General features: G+C 61.8%; 23 protein-coding genes and 1 tRNA gene. 7 read left to right on the top strand and 17 right to left on the bottom strand.

From position 1 onward, the window contains the following. Genes ACSQ3L_RS25060 through ACSQ3L_RS25085 form a run of 6 tightly spaced genes read right to left on the bottom strand, consistent with a single transcriptional unit; the run spans position 1 to position 5,036 of the window. On the bottom strand, positions 1 to 243 hold the full coding sequence (locus ACSQ3L_RS25060; protein WP_436162344.1) for a hypothetical protein: 243 nt from the start codon (positions 241 to 243) through the stop codon (positions 1 to 3). Further along, positions 236 to 1,504 (bottom strand): lipopolysaccharide biosynthesis protein, encoded by a 1,269-nt coding sequence (locus ACSQ3L_RS25065; RefSeq protein WP_436162345.1) that lies wholly within the window; start codon positions 1,502 to 1,504, stop codon positions 236 to 238. The genes ACSQ3L_RS25060 and ACSQ3L_RS25065 overlap by 8 nt, the downstream gene beginning before the upstream one ends. Continuing rightward, positions 1,501 to 2,388 (bottom strand): glycosyltransferase family 2 protein, encoded by an 888-nt coding sequence (locus ACSQ3L_RS25070; protein WP_436162346.1) that lies wholly within the window; start codon positions 2,386 to 2,388, stop codon positions 1,501 to 1,503. The genes ACSQ3L_RS25065 and ACSQ3L_RS25070 overlap by 4 nt, the downstream gene beginning before the upstream one ends. 50 nt (positions 2,389 to 2,438) lie before the next feature. Continuing rightward, the gene (locus ACSQ3L_RS25075; protein WP_436162347.1) at positions 2,439 to 3,464 is read right to left on the bottom strand and encodes an NAD-dependent epimerase; all 1,026 of its coding nucleotides are present in this window, start codon (positions 3,462 to 3,464) and stop codon (positions 2,439 to 2,441) included. Further along, a complete protein-coding gene (locus ACSQ3L_RS25080) occupies positions 3,464 to 3,670 on the bottom strand; it encodes a hypothetical protein (RefSeq protein ID WP_436162348.1) in 207 nt (68 codons plus the stop codon). The genes ACSQ3L_RS25075 and ACSQ3L_RS25080 overlap by 1 nt, the downstream gene beginning before the upstream one ends. A 43-nt stretch (positions 3,671 to 3,713) precedes the next feature. Next, complete coding sequence (locus tag ACSQ3L_RS25085; RefSeq protein ID WP_436162349.1) at positions 3,714 to 5,036, bottom strand: sugar transferase; 1,323 nt, start codon at positions 5,034 to 5,036, stop codon at positions 3,714 to 3,716. Between the two features lie 454 nt (positions 5,037 to 5,490). Between ACSQ3L_RS25085 and ACSQ3L_RS25090 the strand changes: the two genes are divergently transcribed. Then, positions 5,491 to 5,730, top strand: a complete 240-nt coding sequence (locus ACSQ3L_RS25090; RefSeq protein ID WP_436162350.1) for a hypothetical protein — start codon at positions 5,491 to 5,493, stop codon at positions 5,728 to 5,730. A gap of 72 nt (positions 5,731 to 5,802) precedes the next feature. Here the strand turns inward: ACSQ3L_RS25090 and ACSQ3L_RS25095 are convergent, their stop codons facing one another. Beyond that, a complete protein-coding gene (locus tag ACSQ3L_RS25095; protein ID WP_436162351.1) occupies positions 5,803 to 6,393 on the bottom strand; it encodes a biotin transporter BioY in 591 nt (196 codons plus the stop codon). 124 nt (positions 6,394 to 6,517) lie between these two features. Between ACSQ3L_RS25095 and ACSQ3L_RS25100 the strand changes: the two genes are divergently transcribed. Continuing rightward, positions 6,518 to 7,426, top strand: coding sequence for an MBL fold metallo-hydrolase (locus tag ACSQ3L_RS25100; RefSeq protein ID WP_436162352.1), 909 nt, complete (start codon positions 6,518 to 6,520; stop codon positions 7,424 to 7,426). Positions 7,427 to 7,450: 24 nt separating this feature from the next. Here ACSQ3L_RS25100 and ACSQ3L_RS25105 read toward each other — a convergent pair whose 3' ends face one another. Both ACSQ3L_RS25105 and ACSQ3L_RS25110 read right to left on the bottom strand, forming a co-directional pair. Further along, entirely contained in the window at positions 7,451 to 8,236 is a 786-nt protein-coding gene (locus tag ACSQ3L_RS25105) for a DUF1499 domain-containing protein (RefSeq protein WP_436162353.1), read from the bottom strand. Positions 8,237 to 8,316: 80 nt separating this feature from the next. After that, positions 8,317 to 9,945 (bottom strand): fatty-acid--CoA ligase, encoded by a 1,629-nt coding sequence (locus ACSQ3L_RS25110; protein ID WP_436162354.1) that lies wholly within the window; start codon positions 9,943 to 9,945, stop codon positions 8,317 to 8,319. A gap of 180 nt (positions 9,946 to 10,125) precedes the next feature. Between ACSQ3L_RS25110 and ACSQ3L_RS25115 the strand changes: the two genes are divergently transcribed. Together ACSQ3L_RS25115 and ACSQ3L_RS25120 are read left to right on the top strand one after the other, a co-directional pair. After that, entirely contained in the window at positions 10,126 to 10,482 is a 357-nt protein-coding gene (locus ACSQ3L_RS25115) for a hypothetical protein (protein WP_013532740.1), read from the top strand. A gap of 137 nt (positions 10,483 to 10,619) precedes the next feature. Continuing rightward, a complete protein-coding gene (locus tag ACSQ3L_RS25120; protein WP_436162355.1) occupies positions 10,620 to 11,009 on the top strand; it encodes a DUF427 domain-containing protein in 390 nt (129 codons plus the stop codon). Positions 11,010 to 11,124: 115 nt separating this feature from the next. Here the strand turns inward: ACSQ3L_RS25120 and ACSQ3L_RS25125 are convergent, their stop codons facing one another. From ACSQ3L_RS25125 to ppdK, 3 genes are all read right to left on the bottom strand, one after another. After that, positions 11,125 to 11,871: a polysaccharide deacetylase family protein gene (locus ACSQ3L_RS25125; RefSeq protein WP_436162356.1), complete on the bottom strand. Its 747-nt coding sequence runs from the start codon at positions 11,869 to 11,871 to the stop codon at positions 11,125 to 11,127. A gap of 164 nt (positions 11,872 to 12,035) precedes the next feature. Next, entirely contained in the window at positions 12,036 to 13,139 is a 1,104-nt protein-coding gene (locus ACSQ3L_RS25130) for a glycosyltransferase family 9 protein (protein ID WP_436162357.1), read from the bottom strand. A 122-nt stretch (positions 13,140 to 13,261) separates the two neighbouring features. Further along, positions 13,262 to 15,940: a pyruvate, phosphate dikinase gene (gene ppdK / locus ACSQ3L_RS25135; protein ID WP_436162358.1), complete on the bottom strand. Its 2,679-nt coding sequence runs from the start codon at positions 15,938 to 15,940 to the stop codon at positions 13,262 to 13,264. A gap of 223 nt (positions 15,941 to 16,163) precedes the next feature. On the opposite strand from ppdK, the gene ACSQ3L_RS25140 reads away from it, so the two are divergent. The 3 genes from ACSQ3L_RS25140 (at position 16,164) to ACSQ3L_RS25150 (ending at position 18,961) form a co-directional block, all read left to right on the top strand. Next, positions 16,164 to 16,508, top strand: coding sequence for a VOC family protein (locus ACSQ3L_RS25140; RefSeq protein ID WP_436162359.1), 345 nt, complete (start codon positions 16,164 to 16,166; stop codon positions 16,506 to 16,508). Positions 16,509 to 16,638: 130 nt separating this feature from the next. Next, positions 16,639 to 16,713: transfer RNA gene (locus tag ACSQ3L_RS25145), tRNA-Gln, on the top strand. A 157-nt stretch (positions 16,714 to 16,870) separates the two neighbouring features. Continuing rightward, positions 16,871 to 18,961 (top strand): O-antigen ligase family protein, encoded by a 2,091-nt coding sequence (locus tag ACSQ3L_RS25150; protein ID WP_436162360.1) that lies wholly within the window; start codon positions 16,871 to 16,873, stop codon positions 18,959 to 18,961. A 68-nt stretch (positions 18,962 to 19,029) separates the two neighbouring features. Here ACSQ3L_RS25150 and ACSQ3L_RS25155 read toward each other — a convergent pair whose 3' ends face one another. The 5 genes from ACSQ3L_RS25155 to ACSQ3L_RS25175 all read right to left on the bottom strand — a co-directional run bounded on the left by ACSQ3L_RS25155 (position 19,030) and on the right by ACSQ3L_RS25175 (position 25,814). Further along, positions 19,030 to 19,842 (bottom strand): SDR family NAD(P)-dependent oxidoreductase, encoded by an 813-nt coding sequence (locus tag ACSQ3L_RS25155; protein WP_436162361.1) that lies wholly within the window; start codon positions 19,840 to 19,842, stop codon positions 19,030 to 19,032. Between the two features lie 95 nt (positions 19,843 to 19,937). Next, a complete protein-coding gene (locus tag ACSQ3L_RS25160; protein WP_436162362.1) occupies positions 19,938 to 20,441 on the bottom strand; it encodes an SRPBCC domain-containing protein in 504 nt (167 codons plus the stop codon). 401 nt (positions 20,442 to 20,842) lie between these two features. Next, positions 20,843 to 24,301, bottom strand: coding sequence for a chromosome segregation protein SMC (gene smc, locus ACSQ3L_RS25165; RefSeq protein WP_436162363.1), 3,459 nt, complete (start codon positions 24,299 to 24,301; stop codon positions 20,843 to 20,845). A 105-nt stretch (positions 24,302 to 24,406) separates the two neighbouring features. Further along, positions 24,407 to 25,150: a DsbA family protein gene (locus ACSQ3L_RS25170; protein WP_436162364.1), complete on the bottom strand. Its 744-nt coding sequence runs from the start codon at positions 25,148 to 25,150 to the stop codon at positions 24,407 to 24,409. 163 nt (positions 25,151 to 25,313) lie between these two features. Next, positions 25,314 to 25,814, bottom strand: coding sequence for a DUF721 domain-containing protein (locus tag ACSQ3L_RS25175; protein WP_436162365.1), 501 nt, complete (start codon positions 25,812 to 25,814; stop codon positions 25,314 to 25,316). Positions 25,815 to 25,835: the final 21 nt, after the last annotated feature.

Here is a 25,835-nt window from a genome sequence, read left to right on the forward strand (position 1 = left end):
CTAAATCCTGTGGAAGAGCCGCGTATGATGCGAAAATGGACGGAGCAACCGATCCGCGGCGGCCCGCAAACCCCTTAGAATGCCGTCCCTGCTGTCGCGCCTTGTCGTTCCGACGACAAAGCAATCCAGTCTCAAGACATTCCCTTCACCCCAGTGAGAACCCCCATAGTCGTCGTCGGCCATCATGCCGACATGGACGATGCGGCTGTTCTTCTCGTCACAGAATGTTTTCTTCTCATTCATTGCCGACATCCGACCCAGCCATCGAAAAAGCTCGCTCTGTTGCATCAGGCCCGTTGTCTGCAATCACGCTCCTCAACGCGAAAAACGAACAGGCAGCCGCCACCACATATCCGGACAGAAAAGCCACTTCGCTGCCAAGCGGCAGCCGCCACCACAGGTTCATTGCCGCCAGACAACAGCAAACCAACGCTCCTATCGCGTAAGAATAGGTCAGCGTCATTGCCTTGTTCGAGCGGAGCGCAAACGGATCGATGACCACTTTTTTTGTCCGGTTGACCAGAACAGCACAAGAAACGATCCCGAACACCACAGGATCAAATGACGTCCCCAGCCATCCGGATGCATAGCCTGAGACAAACAGGCCACTTATTCCGGCCGCAGCCGCAATCGCAAAAATGAGTGCGATGGTCGCCCCTTCGAACAATCCGCGCCGAAACTCCCCGACGTTTCCATGTACGACGCTGAGAAATGCCCTTGGCACAAACACGAAGCTGGCCGCATTCATGAAGAAGCCGACCGAGCGTTGCGAGAGATCGAGACAAAACGAAAAGACGCCGAGATGGTTCTCGGAGCCAAACAACAAAATAATGTATCGAATGCCGATATACACGCCGCTCTCGGCCAGATTGCTCAACACAAATCTCCACCCTGTGGCCAGCGACCCTCCAAGGTAGGAAAAGCGTGGCCGCCTCAGAGTCATCGGCCCGAGTAAGGCAAATGAGACCAGCGCTCCGGCGAAATAGCTGAGCGAAAAGGCCGTAAGGGCCGAGCCTACTTTGGCATCCCCGGCAAGCAGGACTATAGCTCCCACCTGGTATGCGATAGCCTGGCCAATCGCCGACCAACCGTAAGCCCACAAACGCAGTTGCGACCTCAGGACCTCTTGAAGTGCGGTGTGCAAGCCGAATGAAACGACGATGGTTGCGGCAATGGCGTCGCCAAATCCGAACCACGCCAGTGCCAATCCGGCTAGAACGACAGACAACGCCACAATGGCCAGGGCAGTCAAAATTGACGATACGTACTCTCTACCCATTCCTGCGGCATGCATTTTTGCAGAAACCGGCATTATCGAATAGGTCGCGGCGCCAAAAACAAGCGTCGAAATAAATGAAACCGTTGCAATTGTCGTGCTGAAAATACCATATTGTTCAGTTTGCAGATGGTCTCCGATGTATAGTAAGGTCACTATATTCAGAAGGCCAGGAACAATTCGGATTGCAATGGACTCCACAAGTTTCCACAGGCTGGCTGTTTTCATGAGGTCACCCGTGCGAATGACCTTTTGAGCAAGAATGGAAAACTCAAGACACCAAAACCCATACAGGCAAGGACCGCCTTGCCCAGGAACCGGACCGACCGATATCGCCCTAGCCAGAATGCCCTGATGTAGTTCAAGTTCAGCAACAACATCGGATACGCATTTTGCCACTGAAGAAGCCGAATTCTGGCCGTCATTCCCTCCGGCAAATACCGCTTTCGCCCGATATCGACGTTGACGCAAACAACATCGTGTTCGATCGCCAATCTGGACCAGAGAAGAGATGTTGGAACACGGCGGAACCGCCCCGCGGGAGGCACGGCAACCTGTTTCAGCAAATGAGTTCTTATGATCTCCTTCCTGTCGCCGACCACACCTTCGTCGGCCCGCATCTTGATCAGGTTTGAGCACTCCGACGGAAACGGGCTTGCCGTCGCCTCTGGTTGACCGAGAACCATGGAGAACACAAAACCTGCAATCTTCCCATCTGCACCTTGCCGCGAGAGGCGCTCACAAACCTCCGGCAAGCGACCGGTGAAGAGATCGTCGTCATCATCGAAAATCATGCAATAGTCGCCGGTGGCGGAAGCGATCGCCGAAAACATTGCGACCCCTCTGCCGCCATTTGGGCCAGTGGTGACCACCAATCTGGCATCGCGAGACGCGATTTCCGCAAGCGCTTCGCCGGTTCCGTCGGTCGAGCCGTCGACATGGACACATATCTGCAATGGGTATTGCACTTGCAGCAGCTCCTGAACCAGAGCGCTGATGCGATCCCGCCGATTGAACGTAGGGATGCAAACGCTCAATAGCGCCTTGGACTGCAATGGGTTGCAGACTGCCTGTTTGCGAGCCGTATCGATCCCATCTCCTCCTGGTCGCATAGTCGCGGAACAAGGCTCCGCGTGGATCAGCCGGGAATCGCCAGATAGGCTTATCCCTGTCCAAAAAAAGCTAGGTACCACTCCACAAATCGCGCGACGCCCTCGGTCACCGTCGTAGTCGGACGGTAGCCGACCGCCTGCTCCAGCGCCGATGTGTCGGCAAAGGTATCGGGCACGTCGCCGGGCTGCAGCGGCAGCAGTTCGACGATGGCTTTCCGGCCCAGCGCCTTTTCCAGCGCCTCGACATAGGCGGTCAGCTTCACCGGGTTGTTGTTGCCGATGTTGAAGATGCGCCAAGGGGCGCTACTTGTGGCCGGATCCGGACGGCCGGAGTCCCAGGCGGCATTGCCCGTCGCCGGGTTGTCGCTGGCCCGCACCACACCTTCGGCGATGTCCTCGACATAGGTGAAGTCGCGCGTGTGATTGCCGTTGTTGAACAGCTTGATCGGCTCGCCGGCAAGGATGTTTTTGGTGAACAGGAAAAGCGCCATATCCGGGCGCCCCCAGGGGCCGTATACGGTAAAGAAGCGGAGCCCGGTCGTCGGCAGTCCGAACAGATGACTGTAGCTGTGCGCCATCAGTTCGTTGGCGCGCTTGGTAGCGGCGTAGAACTGCAGCGGATGGTCGGCCGGCCGATGCTCGGAAAACGGCATATCGGTGTTGGCGCCGTAGACGCTCGAAGTGCTGGCATAGGTCAGATGCGCAACGGCATGGTTGCGGCAGGCCTCCAGCATGTTGGTGTAGGCGATGATGTTGCTCTCAACATAGGCCCGCGGGTTTTCCAGGCTGTAGCGAACCCCGGCCTGGGCGGCGAGGTGGATCACCCGGTCGAATGCGTGGCCGGCAAAGCAGCCGTCGACAACATTTCTGTCGGCGAGATTGCCGCGGATGAAATGATAGCCCGCATTGGTCTTGCGGCTCGCCTCCTCCAACAGCCGCAGCCTCGCCTCCTTGATCTGAGGATCGTAGTAGCTGTTGACATTATCGATGCCGACAACCTCGTCGCCGCGCTCCAGCAACCGCTTCGAGACGTGATAGCCTATGAAGCCGGCAGCGCCGGTGACCAGAACCTTCATCAGAACAGCCCATCCGTAACATGCCTGGGGAACAAACCCTTGATGTCGTAGATGACGCCCGGGGTCTTATCGCCACGCTTCAGCGCATCCACCCTCGACTGGCTGATGTCAAGGCCGACGACCCTGATGGCGCCGAAGGCGACCGCCAGCAGCAGGCCGACATAGCCAAGTCCGATGATCGCAATCTTCCTGAAGGCGAGATCCATCTGCTTCCTGCGCTTGCTATTCCAGAGTCATGCCTCGCATTGGCTATCGGGCGCCAAAGCCAGTAAGCATCGTCTTCATTGTCTTGAGAGTTATCAAAACATCCAACCAAGGCGAAAAGTTCTTTATGTAGTAGAAATCATAGTGCAATTTTTCCATGACATCGTCGACGGCGGCCACGTGCCCTTGATTTACTTGCGCCCATCCGCTTATGCCCGGTCTGACAATATGCCTGTAGCGGTAGAATGGCAGCTCAGCCTCGTACCACTGCGACAGCACGACAGCTTCCGGACGCGGTCCGATCCAGCTCATCTCGCCTCGCAGAATGTTGATGGCCTGCGGGAGCTCATCGATCCTGCACTTTCTCAGGAAATGCCCAACGCGGGTGATGCGATCGTCATCGCGCTTGGTGATCGCTTTCTCCTTGTCGCTGCCGGCGCCGGCGTGCTGGCGCATCGAGCGAAACTTATAGACCGTACAGATCTTGCCCCGATAGCCCACGCGTTGCTGCCGAAACAGCACGGGTCCCTCGGAATCCAGCCGGATCAGCAGCGCTATCAGCGCCAGAGCAGGGGAAAGAACGACAATCAAGACAAATGCGGAGACCCAGTCGGCTGCCTGCTTGATCTTGAGATAGGCCTGGTTTGGATTGAGCGAACCGAGCGTATTTTCCGACAGATGCTCGATCTCGACCCGACCGGTCAGCGACTCCCTGACCTGCTTGACATGATACACCGGCGTTCCCGAAAGAGCCCGGTCGGCGATGTATCGTTCCCATTCCGCGCCGAGATCGGCACGCAGGTCAACGACGACGCCGCTGGCTCTTTCGATGATGGTGCTGGCCGAATTGATCCAGAACCAGTGCACCCCCGGCAACGCCTTGAGGCGCTCGACATCTCCGCCAGGAATGACGACGAGCCGGTGCGGGTCGAGGCGCCGGGTCAGCAGGCTCAGGCCGAAATACCAGAGCGTGGACTGCGTGAAGCTGGCAGCGGCCTGAAATCGGCTGTACTCGAACCGGAAAAAGAAGATGGTCAGGAAAACAGCCCCGTAGGACAAGGCAAATGTCGGCAAGATGTAACTGGCCGCGGCCACGCCTGGGAAATTTCCGATGCGGCGATAGGAGAGAAAACCCGCAAGATGCGCTATCGCCGCGGCGGTCACAGTCACCTGAAGGTTGGTCGAATAGATAAACTCAGAATTGAAGGCTATCCGGATAATCGCCGGCGCAAAAATCGCGAATGTCAGTCCGCCAAGCAGTTGAAAACGAATCCGGAACAGGAAATGCCGGCTTCCGACAATAGTTGAGGCCGCGACATTCAACGCCCTGCCCTTCCCCCCGAAGTTGCCGTGCAGGCGATGGGCCATTGCGATGATCTGCTTGGCTTGTCCGCTCGTTTGTAAACGGCGTATCACCTGTGGCGATCCGACACAGTCGAAGACCAACAGCTACGCTAGTGCGGCTACACCAGCAAGCATCTATTTCACATCAACAGTTCTGGAAGTTTTTTGATCAACGGCATTGTTGATGCTGTTGAAACTCCTGCGTACGCAACGACGATGCCGGGATGATAGTCAATGACACAGTGCAGTTCTCAGTACCACGTCGGCGATCGCATCCCTTTGCGAGTTGCGTAGGAGCTTGGACAGATCAATTTCGAGAGCAGGATTTTGTATTCCCGAGGCCGCTGGATTTTGTGTTGTCGTCCGATCTTATCCCGCCGATCGCCAAGTTCGGCCGGAAGATCGGCCAAATGTCCTTAGAAAATTCGAAATATATCTTTATAATTATGTATTTAGCGGGATCCAAGATCGGCCAGCCATGGAAGAAAGCGTACTGCGCACCGAACCAGCACGCCTACACGTCGGCCCGCCGCGCGGCGAATTTGAACGCGGCGAAGCATCCCGCATTAGCGGACTGCCCGAGCGCACGGCGCGTCGCGTGTTCGACGACGTGATCGCGCTCGGTCTGTTGGCGTCGGAGACACCCAAAGACCCGGTGTCGCTAGGCTTCCCGGCCGACGCATTGGATGCGCTTCCGAAGCTGTTTCCGGAAACCTAGTGAGATCACTTGGCGGACACCAGACCGAAATCCACCAATCACGCCGTTCCAGCTTCTTCGATTGCTCGCGGTTCAGTCGCGCTTCAGCAGCGTCCACACGGCCGGCACCAGGCTCGCCGCGAGAGCCACCTTGATCAGGTCGCCGACGATGAAGGGCACGACGCCGAACTGCCACGACTTTTCCGGGCCGATCAGCAGCGCCAGCCAGGCAAAGCCCATCGCCATCATGACGACCTCGGCAACCAGCATGGCATTGAAAAGTTTGATCGGATGGCGGTCCCAGCCGCGATCGGCGGCCCAGCCGACGATTGCCGCCATGACCACGAAGCCGGCGAGATAACCGCCGGTCGAGCCGAGCATGTAGGCAATGCCGAGACCCTTTTCCGGGGTGCTCTGGAAGACGGGCAAGCCCATGGCGCCCTCAGCCATGTAGAGCAGCAGGGTGGCGACGCCGAGACGCATGCCGAAGGCGGCGGCGATCAGCATGACGGCCAGCGTCTGCATCGAAATGTCGACCGGCCCGAGCATCACCTTGGTCTTGGCCGACAGGGTCAGCACCAGCGTTCCGGCGATCGCCAGGAAAAGCTGCGTTGCCAGCCGTGCAGCGCCATTTTGCGGCAGAGCCAGAGAAACAAGCGGACGCATCGTAGTTGCAATTGCCATGGTATTTCCCCAATCCGATTGCCGCTATCAGATGTTCGCGGCCTCACGTACTCCTATATTGGCTTGCGTGTTATGCGGCAATCGGTTTTGCCGTTTCCTGAAACAAGGCACCGATGCATCCGCCATGGCACTCAAATTCGATACCGGCTTCGACCCCCTCTATGGCCGGGGGGTGAGTGTCGCGCTCGATGTCCAGCGCATCACGGCCCGCAATCCGAGCCCCTTCACCTTTCACGGCACCAACAGCTACATTGTTGGCCGCGATACGCTTGCGGTGATCGATCCGGGACCGGACGACGAGACGCATCTGCAGACCCTGATCGATGTGATCGCGGGACGGCCGGTCAGCCATATCTTCGTCAGCCACACGCATCGCGACCACTCCCCGCTGGCGGCCCGGCTGAAGGAGCGCACCGGCGCGGCCGTGCTGGCAGAAGGGCCGCATCGCTCCGCGAGACCCCTGCATATCGGCGAGACCAATGCGCTCGACGCGAGCGCCGACACGGCTTTCGTCCCCGACATTGCGCTGCCCGATGGCAAGGTCGTCGACGGCGACGGCTGGTCGATCAGGACGGTCCTGACCCCGGGCCATACCGCCAATCACGCGGCATTTGCGCTGGAAGGAACCGGCATCCTGTTTTCGGCCGATCACGTCATGGCCTGGGCGACCTCCATCGTCGCCCCGCCGGATGGAGCGATGGCCGATTATATGGCCTCGCTGGACCGGCTGATCGACCGCGGGGACCGTTTGCTGTTGCCAGGACATGGCGGGCCGGTGACGGCACCGCGCAGCTTCATGCGCGGACTGAAGACACATCGCAAAATGCGCGAGCGCGCCATTCTGGAGCGGGTCAGAGGGGGCGACCGCACGATCGTGGACATGGTCAAGGCGATCTACAGGGATACCGACCCACGGCTGCATGGCGCCGCCGGATTGTCGGTGCTTGCCCATCTGGAAGATCTGGTGGCGCGCGGTCTGGTCACGACAGACGCCTCACCGGCCATCGACGGCATTTTCACGCCGGCTGGCTAGGGCTGCCCCAGATGGGCTGATTCCTTATTCGGCCGGCGCCGCGCCGACCTGGCCGGCGACTTCCTGGTCCAGCTCGGCCAGGAAATCGGTTATGCGCGCGGCGTTGTCGCCAAGGTCGTAGCGGCCGTAGCGAGAGGCCGACCGCATGTCGACGATGATCGTGTCGCCGTCGTCGGTCACGCGGATCGCCACATCGGCCGGAAGGCCGATCACGAACCCCTTGGCCAGCGCGGTGATGGTCACCTCGCTCTGCCCGCTGAGGTCGGGATAGGGTTCGGTAAGATCCCAATCGCGCCGGTCGAGCACGGTTTCGACGGCATTGACGACAGTCTCGAACGGTAGGTCGTAGCTGCGTGTGCTGACCAGCGGATAGCTATCGGTCTGCAGCCGCTGTTCACCCGGTGTCGATGGCGAGAGCACGTTCATATCCTTTGTCCGATCGCTCACATCGAGCGCCGGCGGTTCGTCGAAATCCGTCGAGATATCCCTGAGCGGCGGATAGATTGTCGCCCAATAGGCGGCGACGCCAAAGGGTGCGAGCACCAGCAGCGCCAGGAGGGCGCCGACTGTCAGGTCGCGACCGCCGCGGTCACCAAAATTCCACAGCCGCGAAAAGGCGAACCCGGCAAACAACAGCGCCAGGGCGGCCAGCAGCGCGACAATGCCCAGCACCCACAGGAAGACAGGTGTTTCGACGAGATCGAAGCGATGGCCGACAAAGACGGTCAACAGCAGAACCGCCGAAAAAGCAGCCGTGCGCCGCGACCAGCCGGCCGCCCTCGACGTTTGCCGTTCTGGAATACTAACCATCGTTTTCTGCGCTGCCCCAACCCGAACGGACACTTAGTGACTTTTTGCGGTGGCATGAAGCCGAAACATGCACCATCCCGTCAATCCGTCGGCAAGCGATAGTCCTTGAACTGCTGGCGCAAGGTGATCTTCTGGATCTTGCCGGTGGCGGTATGCGGAATTTCGCCGACGAAGGCGACGTCATCCGGCATCCACCATTTGGCCACCTTACCGTCCATGAAGTCGAGAATATCCGCCTTGCTCGGTTCCTTGCCCGGCTTGCGAACCACGACCAGCAACGGCCGCTCGCCCCATTTCGAATGATGGACGCCGATGGCGGCCGCCTCGGCAACATCGGGGTGGCCGACAGCCAGGTTCTCGAGGTCGATGGTCGATATCCATTCACCGCCGGACTTGATGACATCCTTGGCGCGATCGGTGATCTGCATATAGCCGCCGGCGTCGATGTGTGCGACGTCGCCGGTGTCGAACCAGCCGTCCTCGTCGAACTGTTCCGGGCCGGCGCCGCCATAGTAGGCGCGGGCAACGGCCGGTCCGCGCACTTTCAGGCGGCCAAATGTCTTGCCGTCCCAGGGCTGCTCGTTGTTGTCGTCGTCGGTTACCTTCATTTCGACGCCGAAGGGCGGGTAGCCCTGTTTTTGCTGGACATCGAGCCGGGCATCACCCTCAAGGCCGGCATAGTCCGGCTTCAAGGTACACAGCGTGCCGAGCGGCGACATTTCGGTCATGCCCCAGGCATGGATGACCTGGACGTCGTAGTTCTGCTGAAACTTCGTCATGATCGCGCGGGGGCAGGACGAGCCGCCGATGACGACCTTGTTGAGATAGGGAAGCTTCTTGCCTGTCTCCTCCAGATGCTGCAGCAGCATCATCCAGACGGTCGGCACGGCGGCGCTGAAGGTCACCTTCTCGGTGTCGAGCAGTTCATAGATCGAGGCGCCGTCCATCTTGCAGCCAGGCATGACCAGCTTGGCGCCGATCATCGGCCCGCTCTGGCCAAGACCCCAGGCATTGGCGTGGAACATCGGCACGACCGGCAGGATCGTATCGCGCGACGACAGGCCCATGGCGTCGGGCATGGCGGCGATCATGGCGTGCAGCACGTTCGAACGATGACTGTAGACGACACCCTTTGGATCGCCCGTGGTCCCGGACGTATAGCACATGCCGGCGGCGGTGCCTTCGTCGAAGGTCTTCCAGGCGAAGTCGCCATCCGCCTCATCAAGCCAGTCTTCATAAGCGACCGCGTTGGGCAATGTCGTCTGCGGCATGTGCGCCTTGTCGGTCAGCACGATCACCTGTTTCAGCGATTTTACGGCACCGGCGATCTTCTCGAGCAGCGGCACGAAAGTCAGGTCGACGAAGACAGCCTCGTCCTCGGCATGGTTCATGATCCAGACGATTTGCTCGGGAAACAGCCGCGGATTGAGCGTGTGGTAGATGGCGCCGATGCCCATGATGCCGTACCAGGCCTCGATGTGGCGTGCGGTGTTCCAGGCCAGCGTCGCGATGCGGTCGCCCAGGCGATAGCCGTCGCGCTCCAGCCGCTGGGCGACCTTCAAGGCGCGACGATGGATGTCGGCGTAAGTGGTGCGCACGATCGGCCCCTCGATCGAGCGTGACACGATCTCGCGCACGCCATGCTGCCGCTCGGCATTGTCGATGAGCTTATGGCAAAGCAGCGGCCATTCCTGCATCAGTCCCAGCATTCCATCCTCCCTCACGCTTTTGCGTTGTACTTTTTGTGCCATTGTGGAGCGAACCGGCGGATTGTCCAGCCGTCAGCACCACTGAGCGCCGCATTGGTGGAAAACCGCCACAATCCGGCCATCGTCGGCGTTAAGTTTCGTTAACGGGCAAGGGGCGATTGGCGACTGAAAGAGGTTCGCATGGACGCGCAGCTCGACGACAAGGCACTCGAGAGTACGCTTGCCGAAAGTCTGGCCGATCTGGTGCCGGATACGAAGACTGTTTCCGAAGATGAATTTGTTGAAGTTGTCGGCGGCGCTCTGGAAGCGGTCGGCGGCACGCTGCTGTTCAAGATGTGCGTCCAGAATCAGGGCGAGGACCAGCACGTCGCGGCAGCGTCAGTCGGCGACGGCGGAAACCGCCAGTTCCTGCTGCTCACCTTGCCGACCGGCGGTGGTTCCTTGAAAGTCGAAACCGTGTCGAGAAGCAGCAATCCGGTCGCCGGCATCGCTGCTGCCTATGCCGGTCTCATGGACGTGTTCAAGGCCGCCGCCTGACCGCTGGCGAACTGACTTCGGAGGCGTGGTCCGTCATCGCTGGCCTGCGCCAGGGGCTTGCGTGTTGCACGGCGACAGCAGGCCTTGAACAACGCCCTTGCGCGACACATCTGAAAGTCGATGCAAGGAGACCCCGCATGGATCAGATCGCCAACCCCGCCCCCGGTTTTCAACGCAATCCCGACAAGGTCATCACCATCGAGCCCTACGCCGGCACTGTCACCGTGCGCGCCGGAGACACGGTCATCGCCTCATCGGCGAACGCCAAGGTGCTGACCGAGCCCCCCTACCCCGCGGCCTTCTACATTCCGTTCGCGGACATCGATTTCGGCCAGCTCAGCGGCACCGATCACTCGACCCATTGCCCCTACAAGGGCGACGCAAGCTATTGGAGCGTGCTGCTTGCCGGCGAGATCGGCCAGAATGCCATGTGGGCCTACGAGCAGCCTTTCGACGAGATGGCTGAAATCGGCAACCACGGGGCATTCTACGCCAACAAGGTCACGATCGAAGCCACGCCTGGCTGAATATCAATATACCTAATGCATGTCGCTCAAAAGTGGCCCCGGTTTTGAGACAACGACATGCATGGGAACAACGACCTAAAGCGCGGCGCGTGATTCCGTTTCGACGCGACGCGCTTTAGTCGGTGGTGCCATGATTGCCGATGTCATCGGCATCGGCATCGTCGAGCCGCACAAAGGTCAGGCCCTTGGCCTTGAGCGCCAGCAGGCCCTGCACCACGCCTTCGCCGGCCGCATGCGTCGGCTGGTTGATGTGCGAGATAATCACGTCACCGTCCTTGGCCGCCGCGATGCGCCGCGCGGTTTCCTTGGCGCCAAGCAAGGAGCCACCGTCGCCGTTGATCGAGAACCCCGCGACCTTGAAGCCTAGCTTGCGGATCATGGCGATTGCCGACGGGCTGTATTCGGCGGTTGCGCCACGAAACCATTTCGGCGCAGGCTCTCCGGTCCCGGCAAGAGCGGCGGCTCCCGACTCGACCTCGGCCAGCACCGCGTCCGGGCTGCCGGCGCTGCGGATGCCGTAGATCTTCTGCGGCGTATCGACCGCCGGGATATGGTGGCCGCCGTGATTTTCCAGCTCGAACAGGTCGGGATGCGCCCGCATGATCTCGACCGCGGCGGCGTTTCGCTTCAGCCAGATGCCGGTCACGAAAATGGTGGCGGGAATCTTGTTTTCCACCAGCGCCGAAAGAATCCGGTCGTCGGTCTGTCCACCGCACGCGTCAAGCGTGAGCGCCACGCGGCCGGCTCCGCTCGCCTGCGGCCTGATGTGCAGCGTCGGCTCGACGAGTGGCGCGGCACGGCCGACGGAGACCATCGCCAACGACATGGCGATCATGCAGAGATTTTTGTGCAGCAGGCGCATCAACCGAATTCCTGGCCGGTCATTTCAAGCCGGCATCCCAAGACCCGCATGAAGGCGGAAATCGGGACGGTGCATGGCAGAAAAGCGCTCGGCGCGACAATTTGACTGTTCGTGCGGTGAACCGGCCATTCCGGCGGTATTGGCTGTCCGCGCCGCATATGACCTCAGATAGCGCGGTTCAGCTTCACTTCGGTGCGCGAAAGAACCTCGCGCACCGCATCGACCACGGGCTTGACCTCCAAGCCCCAGACGCAGAAAGCCCTGCTGGGATCCGGCGCGCGGCAGAGATCCTTGGCCACGCAGACGCAAGGCATCGGCGGCTGGAGCGAGATGCTGGGCACGCCCACGGGACCCCATCGCGACGGATCCGTCAGACCGAACAGCCCGACAACCGGGGTTCCGGTGGCTGCGGCCATGTGCATCGGGCCGCTCTCGTTGCCGAGAAACAGCCGGGCCTGTTTCAGCACCGCCAGCAGCCTTTCCAGCGACATGGCTCCCACGAGATCGACCACCGACGGCGCGGTCCTGGCGACGATGCGCTCGGCAATCTCCCGCTCGTCCGGGCCGCCCACCAGGACGACGTCCAGGCCGGTTTCCCCCGCAATCTCGGCGATCGCCGCGGCAAACCGCTCCGGCTGCCAACGTCGCCCCTCGAAGCTTGCACCCGCATGCACGGCGATGAAGGCGTTCGGCCGCAGATGGTGCTTGTCCAGCAGCGCCAGTGCCTCTGCCGTCTCCATCGGCAGCGGTTGGATGCTCGGGATCATGGTGCGGGGTTCGACGCCGAGCGCTTCGAGCGGTGAGAGGTAGCGGTACAGAAAATGCTGGCCATCAAAACCAAACGGCCTGGCAAAGACATTTGCGGGCTGCCGCTCCAGCAAACGCAAGGGTCTCTCGGTGGGATTGTAGCCGACGCGGACCGGTGCGTTGACGAACCTGGAGATGATGCGCGACGTCTTTGAATCGGTGATGTCGATCGTCAGGTCAAAGTGGTAGCGGCGCAACGCCCGTATCGTGGCGTAAAGCTCTTTCCCACGCTCCAGGGGGGTGCCCTGCGTGCGGGCACGCCTGAACGTGACCACCTCGGAAGCGATGCCATGGGAGATCACGAAGCTCTCGAAGCGAGCCTCGCATAGAAACACAAGTTTGGCGCCTGGAAATTCGAGCCGCAGGTTCTCAGCAAGTACGGAGGCGAGGACGAGGTCTCCAATGAACTTCGTTTGGATGACCAGAATAGATCGGAACGGTGCGGGTGAAGTCTGCAACATCTGTTTCCGAGACAATTGGCGGGACGCCACAAACTGGGCGCAAACAATGTCGAAATTACGCGATCGCGGCAGCGCGTTCGCGTGACTCGCCTTACAAAACGGTAAGCCTTGCCCAGCTGATCCTATACGCGGCCTGCCTTGGCGACAAGCACCGCTGCCTGCGCGGCCGCCAGTCTGGCGATCGGCACGCGATAGGGCGAGCAGGATACGTAATCGAGGCCGACCTCTTCGCAAAAGCGGATCGAGGCCGGGTCGCCGCCATGTTCGCCGCAAATGCCGAGCTTGATGTCGGGCCGTGTCGCCTTGCCCTTTTTGGCAGCCATGCGCACCAGTTCGCCAACGCCGTCGATGTCGAGCGAGACGAACGGGTCCTGATCGATGATGCCTTTCTGCCGATAGGTTTCCAGGAACGAGGCCGCATCGTCGCGCGAAATACCGAAGGTCGTCTGCGTCAGATCGTTGGTGCCGAACGAGAAGAATTCGGCTGACTCTGCAATGACATGGGCGCGGATGGCCGCGCGGGGGAGCTCGATCATCGTGCCAGTTAAATAGTCGATCTTGACGCCGGTTTCCTCCATGACGCTCTTGGCGACGCCATCGATGCGCGCCTTGACGTAATCGAGCTCCTTCACGAGGCCGACCAGCGGCACCATGATTTCGGGGACCACAAGAGCGCCCGCCTTCTTGCCGGCCTCGACGGCCGCCTCGAAAATGGCACGCGCCTGCATCTCGGCGATCTCGGGGTAGGAGACGGCCAGGCGGCAGCCGCGATGGCCGAGCATCGGGTTGAACTCATGCAGCGCCTCGGTGCGCTGCCTGAGCTTGTCCGGTGACACCTTCATGGCGGCGGCGACCTCGGCCACCTCCTCCTCGGTCTTGGGCAGGAATTCGTGCAATGGCGGATCGAGCAGGCGGATCGTCACCGGCAGGCCGGCCATGATCTCGAACAGCTCGAGGAAATCCGAGCGCTGCATCGGCAGAAGCTTAGCGAGTGCGGTGCGCCGGTCCTTCTCGGTGTCGGCCAGGATCATCTCGCGCATGGCGACGATGCGGTCGCCGTCGAAGAACATGTGCTCGGTGCGGCAAAGGCCGATGCCTTCGGCGCCGAACGAGCGCGCCATGCGTGCGTCGAGCGGCGTTTCGGCGTTGGTGCGCACCTTCATGCGACGTACTGCGTCCGCCCACTCCATGATGGCGGCGAAATCGCCGGAAAGTTCCGGCTGCAGCATCGGCACGGCGCCCTTCAGCACCTGACCGTTGCCGCCGTCGATGGTGATGATGTCGCCCTTGCGGAAGGTCGAGCCCATCGCCATCAGCGTGCCGGCCTTGTAGTCGACGCGCAGTGAGCCGGCGCCCGACACGCAGGGCTTGCCCATGCCGCGTGCCACGACCGCGGCATGGCTGGTCATGCCGCCGCGCGTGGTCAGGATGCCTTCCGCCGCATGCATGCCGTGAATGTCCTCGGGACTGGTTTCGATGCGCACCAGGATCGCCTTGCGGCCTTGCGTCTTCAATTCCTCGGCATCGCCTGAGGAAAAGACGATCTCGCCGGTGGCGGCACCGGGCGAGGCCGGCAGCCCGATGCCGATGACGTCGCGCGCGGCCTTAGGATCGATGGTCGGATGTAGCAACTGGTCGAGCGAGGCCGGGTCGATGCGAGCGACGGCTTCCTCCTTCGTGATCAGCCTGTCACGCGCCATCTCGACGGCAATTTTCAGCGCCGCCTTGGCGGTGCGCTTGCCGGAACGGGTCTGCAGCATCCACAATTTGCCGCGCTCGATGGTGAATTCGAGATCCTGCATGTCGCGGTAGTGCTTCTCCAGGCTGTCGGAGATGGTGACGAAGGACTGGAACGCGTCCGGCATCAGCTTCTGCAGCGACGGCTTGTCCGAGCCCGCTGCAATGCGCGCCGCCTCGGTGATATTCTGCGGCGTGCGGATGCCAGCAACGACGTCCTCGCCCTGCGCGTTCACCAGGAACTCGCCATAGAGCATCTTTTCGCCAGTCGACGGATTGCGGGTGAAGGCAACGCCGGTGGCCGAGGTTTCGCCCATATTGCCGAACACCATGGCCTGGACATTGACCGCCGTGCCCCAGCTTTCGGGAATGTCGTGCAGGCGCCGGTAAGTGATGGCGCGGTTGTTCATCCAGCTCGAGAACACGGCGCCGATCGCGCCCCACAGCTGCTCGTGCGGATCCTGCGGAAACGGCCTGCCGAGCTCTTCCTCGACCTTGGCCTTGTAGAGCGCGATGACGCCCTGCCATTCGAGCGCCGTGAGTTCGGTGTCGAGCTCATGCCCGAGCCCGCCCTTCTGGTCCTCCAGGATCTCCTCGAACACCTCATGGTCGAGGCCCATGACGACATCGGAATACATCTGGATGAAGCGGCGATAGCTGTCATAGGCAAAGCGCGCATCGCCGGAATCGGCGGCGAGCGCCTCGACCGTCTCGTCGTTCAGCCCGAGATTGAGCACGGTATCCATCATGCCGGGCATCGAGGCGCGCGCGCCCGAACGCACCGACACCAGCAGCAGTTTCGACGGGTCGCCGAACCGACGATCTGTCAACCGGCCGATGTGGTCGAGCGCGAGCGCGACGTCGGCTTCCAACCCGGCCGGATAAATTCGGCCATTGGCGTAGTAGGCGTTGCAAACCTCCGTGGTGATGGTGAAGCCCGGCGGCACCGGCAGCCCCAGACTGCACATCTCGGCCAGATTGGCGCCCTTGCCACCCAGCAGATTCCTGTCGCCGGCACGGCCTTCCGCCGCACCATCGCCAAAGGTGAAAACCCATTTGGTCATGTATCGCTCTCCGGTTGCAGGAGATTGGAAAGATTGGCGAAACGAAAATTCCGCCGTGTCCGACCCTGGAGCGATATGATGCTGCAGTGCGAAAGGCAAGCGCCGGCAAAGCGGTCCGGCTTCTACAATCGATTAAGCAAAAGCCATGTCCGAAGATGCGGCAAAATGACTTGCCATTCCGGAGCTTTTGCTTTAGAACATAAAGTGAACAAACAGGTGCGCCATGAAACTGCCCGGAAAACTCGACTATCTGGAAATGCCGGCGACCGGCGGAACGCTGGACCGGCTTAAGGCTTTCTACAGCGCTGCCTTTGCCTGGTCGTTCACCGATTATGGGCCGACCTATTCGGCCTTTGCCGAAGGCCTGGACGGAGGTTTTCAGGCAGATGCCGCGGAAGCGCCCGCCAAGCCATTGCCGGTGCTCTACAGCAGGGATCTGGAGGAAACGCTGCGCGCTGTCGAAAGTGCCGGCGGCACGATCGTCAAGTCGATCTTCGCATTCCCCGGCGGCCGCCGCTTCCACTTCGTCGATCCGGCCGGCAACGAGATGGCGGTGTGGTCCGAATAGCCTGTTCTCATGCCGTCTGGCGGCAACCGCGTTTGCGGCCCAATTCGAGCGTTCTCACCGTCACTCATAAGGATTGTGCTTTTCGGCTGCTCTGCTAATAACGCGCCGCACAAGCGACTCTGACGGCTATTGGGGCGTCGCCAAGTGGTAAGGCATCGGTTTTTGGTACCGACATTCCCAGGTTCGAATCCTGGCGCCCCAGCCATCCCGTTCCGTGTCCGTTCCGGACACAACTGAGGGCCGGAAAATCAAGGCCGCCACGTTACACATGGCCTGAACAGTATTGCCTTGAACATCTCCCCCTTTTCCATACAAGGTCGTCGGATTCGACCAAGTGGGTGGCGGTCCAACATGGAACTTCAATGAGCCTTCCTATCTTCGCTATCAACCTCGATCGCGAGACCGGTCGCTGGAGCGAATTGTGCGCCAGTGCCGAGGCGGCCGGCCTGACCTTGCAGCGCATTGCCGCGATCGACGGCCGTACGCTTGCCAAAGAGGACTGGACGGAGATCGATCTTCCAACCGCACGCAAGCTGAGCGGGCGCGACATTCTGCCCGGCGAATATGCCTGCTACCGCAGCCATATCCAGGCGCTTGAAACGTTCCTCGCGGGTGGCGGCGCCTATGGCCTGATCGTCGAGGATGATGTCCTCTTCAGCGAAAACACCCTACGGCGCATCGAGGCCATCATCGCGGCGGTGCCGGATTTCGATGCCATCAAGCTGACCAACCATCGCATGAGCTTCTTCATGCGGGCCGTCGAGACGACGGAAGGCGACGAGATCGGTCGCGCGCTGCATGGCCCGCAAGGCTCGGCGGCCGCCTATCTGGTGACGCGGGAGGGGGCACAGGGGCTGTTGTCGGCGCTCGCCCTGATGAAAATGCCATGGGACGTCGCGCTCGAACGCTTTTGGGATACCGGCCTGAAAGTCTATTCGGTTCGCCAAAACGTGCTTGGCTTCGCCGCCAGCAGCAAGATTTCCGGCATAGCCGGCCCCTCGGGAAGTTACAAATTCGCAAGGCTTGGCGGGTCGAGCCGACTAAGTGCCGGGGCGTTGCGGGCCAGGGACGAGCTGCGCCGCCTGCATCACGTCCTGCTGCGGCCCCCTTTGCCGCGGGAAATCCCGGACTACGCCAAGGACGATGCGCCGCGCAACAGCCTGCTTGTGTTGCTTGCGGCACTCGCCATTCTCGCCTTGGTCTCCGCTGTCTGGCGCGAAGCCGACACCTATCGCTATGCGGGTCTGGCGCTGACCTTGGTAGCATTCATCCGCTGGTTGAGGGTGGATTTGTGGACCTACAGCAAACCGCTGATCGGTTGGGTCGGCGGTTTGTGCGTGGGTTGGTCGCTCTACGTCTTCATCCGGCTGGCGATCGTCTATTTCGGCACCCACCAGTTGGGTGGCTCCGAAGGCATTTACATGTTTCCGCTGTTCTATGCGACGACCGGCTTCGCGCTCTTGCTGTTTGTCAGGCAGCCCGCGCGGCTCGTCCTCTGGTTCATGATCTTCAGTCTTGTCTTCCTGGCGGCGGACACCTTCTATTCGGACATGCTTAGAGGTATCCAACCGGTTCCGCGGCTTTTCAACAATCCCATCCATGCCTCGATGGCGGCCGGCTTCATCTTCCTTTGCACGCTGCAATTCATGGCATACACCGCCCAAAGAACGGACCTGGGGAAAGCAACCAAGAACCTGCATTGGGTGCTGTCGACAGCCGTCCTGCTGTTTGCCCTCGTCAACATCATCGAGATGCGGTCAAAGGGCGTCTGGCTTGCGCTTGCCCTCGTCCTGCTCTTGCTGGCGGTCATGACCCTGGCGAGAGGCCATCGCCGCGAACTGTTGGTTTCGGGCGGCGTGCTGGCGATCGTGGCGGCCGGCGTTGTCGCAACACACAACGTCTTCTGGTCCACCGCCGGCGACACCATGATCTTCGTCAAGGCCTTGGTTCCGGATGTCTTGAGGCATGGCGTCCTCCCGGCCTTCGACCGCGCCATCGCCAGCGATACGGTTCCGCTTGCGGCCAAGGAACGGCTGATGCTGTGGGCGGATGCGATCGAGATCTGGAAACGCCACCCGATCTTCGGAGCCAGCTCCAGCTGGCTGACCGAATGGCAGCACAGAACCTATCATCCCATGATTTTCAACATCTTCCACAACGGTTATCTGGAGATTGCCGTGCGCTATGGTGTGGTCGGACTGGCGTTCTTTGCCTTTCTCTACACCTGGTCGGCCAGGCAGGTTCTGCTGGCCACGCGGGCCAAGCTTATCGCTCCGGCCGCATGGTCCTGCTACATCTCGACACTGGTCTTCTTCGCCCTGACCATCCTTACCAATTCAAACAACCGGCTGGCTATGGGTGAGGCCTTCATGTGGTTCGCCGCAGCGTTCGGCTTCTATTGTTTTTATGTTCGCCAGCAGAACAACCTTGTCGCGCCGCGAACCTATTTTTAGGGGCCGGCATGTCGCGCAACAGCGCGGCACCGGTGCAGGATCGCGAACGGAACAATTTGGTCGTCCTGCTACGCGACGAAACGGACCACGCCGCCATCCACCCGTAAAGCCGCGCCGGTTGTCGCCGAAGCCTGCTCCGAGCATGCATAGATGATCATGTTGGCTACCTCATCGGTGGTCGCGAAGCGTTGGATGAGGGTGGTCGGACGCATCGCCTTCAGGAAGCCCTGCTCTGCTTCCTGCTGCGTGATCCCATTTGCGTCAGCCTGCTTCGCCATGAAGTCGCCCAGGATCTCAGAGCGGGTAGGTCCCGGCAAGACGGCGTTGACAGTGACGCCCGTGCCCGCGACCGCCTCGGCAAGCCCGCGCGAGACCGCGAGTTGAGCTGTCTTGGTCATGCCATAGTCGAGCATTTCCTTGGGAATGTTGACCGCGGACTCGCTACTTACAAACACGACGCGGCCCCAGCCTTTCGCCACCATCCGCGGCAGGTAATGACGGGTCACGCGCACGCCACTCATTACGTTCAACTGGAAGAGGCCAAGCCAGTCCTCGTCGGGGATCTTCGCGATGTCCTCGACGCCGCTATAGTCCCGGATGTGAGCCGTGCCCACGTTGTTCACAAGGATATCGGCGTCTGGCGCCTGCGCGATCAAGGTCTCGGCACCCTCCGATGTCGCAAGATCGGCGGCAATGCCCGAAATGTCGCTTCCGGGAAAGGCCTGCCGCATCTGCCGCACCGCCTCGTCAATCCGGGCTTCTCCACGGCCGTTGATGACGACCGATGCGCCGGCACGGGCCAGTCCCTCCGCGGTAGCACGGCCGATGCCTGCCGTTGACCCCGTAACGATCGCCTTGCGGCCCTTGAGTTCGATATTCATGGTATTTCATCTCCAAATTATAGGTGAACAAGGCGAGTACCGGCAGCATCCGGACGAAGGCAGCGTTGCGCAGCGTTGAAGCGTGGACAGGGGCGTCAGCTCGCTTTCTTTGCTGCTTCAGCCTCCGCTGCGCGGGCGAGGCTTTCGACCCACTCCTGGTGATAGCGGTAGAGCGCGCCGGGATGCTTGTGCCCGAGCAAGTCCAGAAACCAGGCCCCCTGTTGGGTCTCCTCGGTCAGGACATGGCAGCCATCGTTGGTCGGCGTGATAACCCAGCCGTGATATGCGCTCGAGCCGGTCCCATCGCCGTCGACTGTCGTCGCCCAAGCGAGCCGGCGCCAGGGCTCGAACTCCGTCACTATAAGGCTCATCGGGAATCCGACGGTGACTCGACTGTACCTGGTTCCGAGCGCCAGTTCCGCCTCACCTGCCAGGATCTTGACCTGATCCTCGGCAGGAAAGTAGCTCATCCAATTCTCGGCATCGACGAGCAGCTTCCAGACCACTTCAGGCGGCGCCTTGATGTCGATGTCGTTCAGCGCATAGATGGCCGACGTTCTAGGGTCATACCGCTCCGGCCAGATTACATGGTCGTACATCGTTCATTTGTCCTTTTTGAACAGGTCCTGGAAGATCAATGGTGCACTACGCAGGCCACCTCTTCATCGTGGAGTTATTTGGGGGAGTGCACGACCGAGCGGTACCGCAGAATCCTCGACATCGGTTGTGCATATATGCACCGCCTATACGGCGCCGCTTATCGAGCCAAGCGGATAGCCGCTATCGCAAGCTTGTCCATCTATCCGCTTTCGACCGCGGAGTCGTTCGTTAGGGGATAAAGATGCCGTCCGTTCGTCGCTGGAAACTGCAAGACCCGCGAGAAGCGGCTAAAGCGTGTCGTGCCTGAACGGATTCACGCGACCGCTTAAGGTCTTTGTTTATGCATGTCGTTCTCCCAAAACCGGGGTCATTTTAGGCGACATGCATTAGCCCGGCGCGATCAGCTCGCCTCACGCATCGCTTCGGCCGCCTGCAGGTCGACCGACACCAGCTGGCTGACGCCCTGCTCGGCCATGGTCACGCCGAACAGCCGGTTCATACGCGCCATGGTGATGGGATTGTGGGTGATGATGACGAAGCGCGTCTCGGTGGTGGCGGCCATTTCGTCCATGAGGTTGCAGAAGCGTTCGACATTGTGGTCATCAAGCGGCGCGTCGACCTCATCGAGCACGCAGATCGGCGCCGGATTGGTCAGGAACACCGCGAAGATCAGCGACATCGCCGTCAGCGCCTGCTCGCCGCCGGAAAGCAGCGTCATGGTCTGCGGCTTCTTGCCGGGCGGGCGGGCCAGGATTTCAAGCCCGGCCTCGAGCGGATCGTCGGATTCGATCAGCTGCAATTCCGCCGTGCCGCCGCCGAACAGATGCGAGAACAACCGCTGGAAATGGCCGTTGACGACGTCGAAGGCGGCTAGCAAACGCTCACGGCCTTCGCGGTTGAGGCTCTGGATCGCCTGCCTGAGCTTGCGGATCGCCTCGATGATGTCCTCGCGCTCGGATACGATCGCCTCCAGCCGGTCGGACAGCTCCTTCTGCTCCTCCTCGGCGCGCAGGTTGACAGCGCCCAGCCGTTCGCGCTCGATCTTCAGCCGGTCGAGCTGACGCTCGATCTCGGCCATCTCAGGCATCGGGCTGTCGGCCTCCAGACCGGTGTGGCGGATGACCAGATGCGGCGGCGTGTTCAGCGTTTCCTGGATGCGCGCCTCGACCTCCAGCCGGCGTTCGTCGGCCGCCGTCAGCCGCTCTTCGGCGCGAACGCGGGTCTCGCGCGCCTCGGCCAGGAACTGGATAGCGCCGGTGGCGGCCTTGTCCAGTTCGGACTGCCTGTTTTCGGCTTCCTGCAAACGGTCGGCCGCAGCCTTGCGCAAGGTCTCGGCCTCGGTGAGCTGCGACAGCAGCGCGCGCCGCTTGGCGTCGATTTCATCGGGCGCATCGGCCAGTCGCTCGCGTTCGGCCTCGGCCTCGGCCTTGCGTTCGCCAAGCGATGCGATCTGCGTCGAGGCGTTTTCGGCCCGCTCCAGCCAATTGCTGCGCTCGGCGCCGATGGCATCGAGCCGGCGCGCGCGCGCCTCGGCTTCGCGCCGCAACCCCTCGTGCACGGCACGCGCATCGGCAAGCGTGGCGCGGTCGCGGGCGACGTTGGCCGAGGACTGTTCGAGCTGCAATTGCAGATCGCCGAGATCGGGCGCGTCCTGCAGCAGCATTTCCGCCTCGGCGAAGGCCGCCGAAATCTCCTCATGGCTGTCGACGATGCGGGCGCGCGCCTCGTCCAGTGCCGCGCGCCGGCTCTGCAATTCGCCGCCAGCCCTCTCGGCCTCCGCCAGCGCATTGCGGGCAGCGTCCAGCCGATGCTGGGCATCACGGCCAGCCTGGCGCGTATTGCGCTCGGCCTCGCTCGCCAGGCGGAGCGCCTGTTCGGCCTCTCCCAGCGCCTCCTCGGCCTGGCGCAGGACGAACGTCGCCTGGATCGCCTCGGCATCGAGCTCGGCCAGCCGGTTCTTCTGAGCCAATCTTTGCGCGGCGGCGGTCGGCGCGTCGGCGCTGGCGGTAAAGCCGTCCCAGCGCCACAGCGCGCCCTCGCGGCTGACCAGGCGTTGGCCGGGCGCGAGCAGCGCCTGCAGCCGGCGGCCGTCGCCGGCCTCGACGATACCGATCTGCGCCAGGCGGCGGGCGAGCTGTGCCGGCGCATGGACCACGCTGGCCAGGCTCTTCACGCCCTCAGGCAGAGCCGCGTCGCCGGGCTGGATTTCGCTTTGGCCCCAGTTCACCGGTGCGCTGCGATCGAGCGGCACGTCGAGGTCTTCGCCAAGGGCGGCACCCAGCGCCGTTTCGAACCCGCGATCGACGCTGATCTGTTCCAGCACGGCCGGGAAGAGATCGCCGCTGGCGGCATTCAGAATCTTGGCCAGCGTGCGCGCTTCGGTCTCGATCCGCGCCAACTCGGCCCTGGCATCCTGCAGCGGCGGCCGGGCAGCGCTTTCGGTGGCGCGGGCATCGATGACCGACTGTTCCGCATGCGACACGGTGGCCTCGGCTTCCTCCAGCAGCGCCATGGCCTGTTCGACCAGTTCGCGCTTCTCGGCGGGATCGGGGAGGCCGGCGACCTTAGAGAGAATGTCGGACAATTCGCGGTCGACGTCGGCAAGCTGACGCCCGAAGCGGTCGCGCCGCTCGGCGGTGTCGCGCAGCGTCCGGTCGATCTGGTTGCGCGAGGCGGCAGCCTCGGCCCGCTCGGCGGTCAACGCGGCGAGTTTGGCTTCGCTTTGCGAAAGCGTCGAAGCCGCCTGCTCGAACGCAGCGCGAGTGGTGGCCTCGCGCTCGGCCGCGCCGGCATTTTCCGAATTCAGCGTGGCTTCTTCGGTGCGCAGGCGCTCAAGGATGTCCGCATTGTCGCGGACCATGCGCTCCTCACGCGCAATATCGCCGTCGAGCTGCTGCAGCCGGCGCTCGAGTTCGCTCTGACGGGCGCGGATGCGGCCGGCTTCCTCTTCGATCTGCGACTTGGCGATCGACAAGCGCTGGAAGGCCGCGGCGGCGGCGGCTTCCGCGTCGCGCAAGTCCGGCAAGCGGTGAGCGCCTATGCCTTGCTCCCTGGCGGCGGCCATCTGGGCGGCGGCGCGGTCGCCGACCAGCGCTGTTGCAACCGCCAGCGCCGAACGCGCCTCGCCTTCCTGCGTCTTGGCCAGTGTCCAGCGCAGATGCAAGAGCGTGGCTTCGGCCTTGCGGATATCGGCGGATAGGTTCTTGAAACGGGAGGCCTGGCGCGCCTGGCGCTTCAGGCTTTCGATCTGGCTTTCCAGCTCGCCGACGACGTCGTCCAGCCGTTCGAGGTTCTGTTCGGCCGCCTTCAGACGCAGTTCTGCCTCGTGGCGGCGTGTGTGCAGGCCGGAAATGCCGGCCGCCTCTTCGAGCAGGGCGCGGCGAGCCTGCGGCTTGGCCTGGATCAGTTCGCCGATACGGCCCTGACCGACCATCGACGGCGAACGCGCGCCGGTCGACTGGTCGGCGAACAGAAGCTGCACGTCCTTGGCGCGCGCCTCCTTGCCGTTGATGCGGTAGAGCGAACCGGCCTCACGCTCGATGCGGCGCGACACCTGCAGTTCGTCGGCATCGTTGAAGGCAGCGGGCGCCGAGCGGTCGCTGTTGTCGAGGAAAAGCGTGACTTCGGCGGTGTTGCGGGCCGGACGCGTGCCCGAGCCGGAAAAGATCACGTCGTCCATGCCGGACGCGCGCATGTTCTTGTAGGAGCTTTCGCCCATTACCCAGCGCAGCGCCTCGACAAGGTTCGACTTGCCGCAGCCATTCGGCCCGACAATGCCGGTCAGTCCGCGTTCGATGACGAACTCGCCGGGCTCGACGAAGGACTTGAAACCGAGGAGGCGAAGGCGCGAAAATTTCATTCGCGCCGCCTATCAAGCGGGTCTCCACGGTCTTGCGATAAGAATTCGCGGCACGACAAGAAGCCGCGCGCGCCGAAGCGCGGCCGCCTCGGTGCTGACTGAGCGTCAGAGCAGCGGGTCGATGATGGCCGACATTTCCTCAATCGACATCGCCCCTTTGTAGGTCTTACCGTTGATGAAGAAGGTCGGTGTCGAGTCGACCTTGAATTCATTGGCGCCGCGCTTCTGGACCGATCTCACATCGTCCAGAAGTTTCTGGTCCGTCAAGCAGGCCTCGAAGGACTCCTGTGTAAAACCCGCGAGCTTCGAGATTTGCAGCAGCGCATCCTTGGTATTCTGGACGCCAACCCAGTTCGCCTGCTGCCTGAACAGGACATCGACCATAGGGTAATAGTTATCCTTGGCGCAGCGCGCCAGCATGAAACCGGCTTCGGCACTCGGATCGAACGGGAATTCGCGCAGAATGTAGCGCGCCTTGCCGGTGTCGATGTACTTGGTCTTCAGCTCCGGAAAGGTGGTCTCGGCGAAATGCGCGCAGTGCGGGCAGGTCATCGAGGCGTATTCGACGATGGTGACCTTGGCGTCGTCCTTGCCGAGCTGCTTGTCGGGCAGCGCACCCGGCTTCAGCAATTCCGCCATGTCCACGGTGCCCTGGGCTTCCGGCGCGGTGGCAGCGGCCGGTGTGGCCGGCTTTGCGGGGGCGGCCGGGGCCGCGGGCTTCACATCCGCGGCCTTCGCCTCCTCGCCGGAGTCGCTGCAGGCGGCGAGCAGGGCAACCGCCGGAATGGCAACCAGCGAAGACAGGACGTTTCTGCGAGACAAGCTTTGGCCAAACGGGGGACGGTTCATACGAATCACCTGACAAGAGTTGGATTTTGCAATGCAAAGGCACGAAAAGGCGAGAGTTGGCGCGAATTAAGGCATCTCGATCCCCAATCCAATCGCGAAACCTGACAAGAGCGATCACGAATGCGAGATATTGACGACAAATCCATGACTTTCTTCAAGGGGTCTACGGCTTTCTCTCCCCGATAATGGTCGCGCCAAGTTTTTCCAATGCGGCGCGCAGTCCATCATCGTCGACCAAGCCGACGGTTCCAGACAATTTCACCTTCTCGGCCGCTGTCAGCGGCCTGAGGGCCGGTTTGCGCCTGCCTTTGTCGGCGATCACCGGCTTCTGCAGGATCCTGATGCGGTTGATGGCGGTGAAGCCGAGGAAGGCGTTGACCCGGTTGATGATCTCGCCCGTCTCGTGCTGCAGATGAAGCGCCGCCATGCCTTCGCAGGCGATGACCAGAACCGCCGGCTCGAACGGGTCGTCCTCGTGCATGCGGCGCGGCCACTGGATTTTTTCAGGGCGCGAGTGGCTGGCCAGCCTCGGCCCGGCGATCTCGTCCCATGACTGGACGAGGCCGATCGAAATGCCGGCGCGCTTGCGCAGCACCGGGTCGAGGATCTTGGTCGCGAGATCGCTGACCGGGACGGGATTGCCGTAGGGCGTTCTCCCTGCCATGTACGTTCTCCAGCCACGACC

It is taken from the genome of Mesorhizobium sp. LjRoot246, from assembly GCF_964254115.1.
In the GTDB taxonomy this organism is placed as follows: domain Bacteria; phylum Pseudomonadota; class Alphaproteobacteria; order Rhizobiales; family Rhizobiaceae; genus Mesorhizobium.

Excerpts from the sequence above, each read along its gene's own strand:
- ACSQ3L_RS25060 (WP_436162344.1), bottom strand. The coding sequence starts at position 243 with ATGAATGAGAAGAAAACATTCTGTGACGAGAAGAACAGCCGCATCGTC.
- ACSQ3L_RS25065 (WP_436162345.1), bottom strand. The coding sequence starts at position 1,504 with ATGAAAACAGCCAGCCTGTGGAAACTTGTGGAGTCCATTGCAATCCGA.
- ACSQ3L_RS25070 (WP_436162346.1), bottom strand. The coding sequence starts at position 2,388 with ATGCGACCAGGAGGAGATGGGATCGATACGGCTCGCAAACAGGCAGTC.
- ACSQ3L_RS25075 (WP_436162347.1), bottom strand. The coding sequence starts at position 3,464 with ATGAAGGTTCTGGTCACCGGCGCTGCCGGCTTCATAGGCTATCACGTC.
- ACSQ3L_RS25080 (WP_436162348.1), bottom strand. The coding sequence starts at position 3,670 with ATGGATCTCGCCTTCAGGAAGATTGCGATCATCGGACTTGGCTATGTC.
- ACSQ3L_RS25085 (WP_436162349.1), bottom strand. The coding sequence starts at position 5,036 with ATGGCCCATCGCCTGCACGGCAACTTCGGGGGGAAGGGCAGGGCGTTG.
- ACSQ3L_RS25090 (WP_436162350.1), top strand. The coding sequence starts at position 5,491 with ATGGAAGAAAGCGTACTGCGCACCGAACCAGCACGCCTACACGTCGGC.
- ACSQ3L_RS25095 (WP_436162351.1), bottom strand. The coding sequence starts at position 6,393 with ATGGCAATTGCAACTACGATGCGTCCGCTTGTTTCTCTGGCTCTGCCG.
- ACSQ3L_RS25100 (WP_436162352.1), top strand. The coding sequence starts at position 6,518 with ATGGCACTCAAATTCGATACCGGCTTCGACCCCCTCTATGGCCGGGGG.
- ACSQ3L_RS25105 (WP_436162353.1), bottom strand. The coding sequence starts at position 8,236 with ATGGTTAGTATTCCAGAACGGCAAACGTCGAGGGCGGCCGGCTGGTCG.
- ACSQ3L_RS25110 (WP_436162354.1), bottom strand. The coding sequence starts at position 9,945 with ATGCTGGGACTGATGCAGGAATGGCCGCTGCTTTGCCATAAGCTCATC.
- ACSQ3L_RS25115 (WP_013532740.1), top strand. The coding sequence starts at position 10,126 with ATGGACGCGCAGCTCGACGACAAGGCACTCGAGAGTACGCTTGCCGAA.
- ACSQ3L_RS25120 (WP_436162355.1), top strand. The coding sequence starts at position 10,620 with ATGGATCAGATCGCCAACCCCGCCCCCGGTTTTCAACGCAATCCCGAC.
- ACSQ3L_RS25125 (WP_436162356.1), bottom strand. The coding sequence starts at position 11,871 with ATGCGCCTGCTGCACAAAAATCTCTGCATGATCGCCATGTCGTTGGCG.
- ACSQ3L_RS25130 (WP_436162357.1), bottom strand. The coding sequence starts at position 13,139 with ATGTTGCAGACTTCACCCGCACCGTTCCGATCTATTCTGGTCATCCAA.
- ppdK (WP_436162358.1), bottom strand. The coding sequence starts at position 15,940 with ATGACCAAATGGGTTTTCACCTTTGGCGATGGTGCGGCGGAAGGCCGT.
- ACSQ3L_RS25140 (WP_436162359.1), top strand. The coding sequence starts at position 16,164 with ATGAAACTGCCCGGAAAACTCGACTATCTGGAAATGCCGGCGACCGGC.
- ACSQ3L_RS25150 (WP_436162360.1), top strand. The coding sequence starts at position 16,871 with ATGAGCCTTCCTATCTTCGCTATCAACCTCGATCGCGAGACCGGTCGC.
- ACSQ3L_RS25155 (WP_436162361.1), bottom strand. The coding sequence starts at position 19,842 with ATGAATATCGAACTCAAGGGCCGCAAGGCGATCGTTACGGGGTCAACG.
- ACSQ3L_RS25160 (WP_436162362.1), bottom strand. The coding sequence starts at position 20,441 with ATGTACGACCATGTAATCTGGCCGGAGCGGTATGACCCTAGAACGTCG.
- smc (WP_436162363.1), bottom strand. The coding sequence starts at position 24,301 with ATGAAATTTTCGCGCCTTCGCCTCCTCGGTTTCAAGTCCTTCGTCGAG.
- ACSQ3L_RS25170 (WP_436162364.1), bottom strand. The coding sequence starts at position 25,150 with ATGAACCGTCCCCCGTTTGGCCAAAGCTTGTCTCGCAGAAACGTCCTG.
- ACSQ3L_RS25175 (WP_436162365.1), bottom strand. The coding sequence starts at position 25,814 with ATGGCAGGGAGAACGCCCTACGGCAATCCCGTCCCGGTCAGCGATCTC.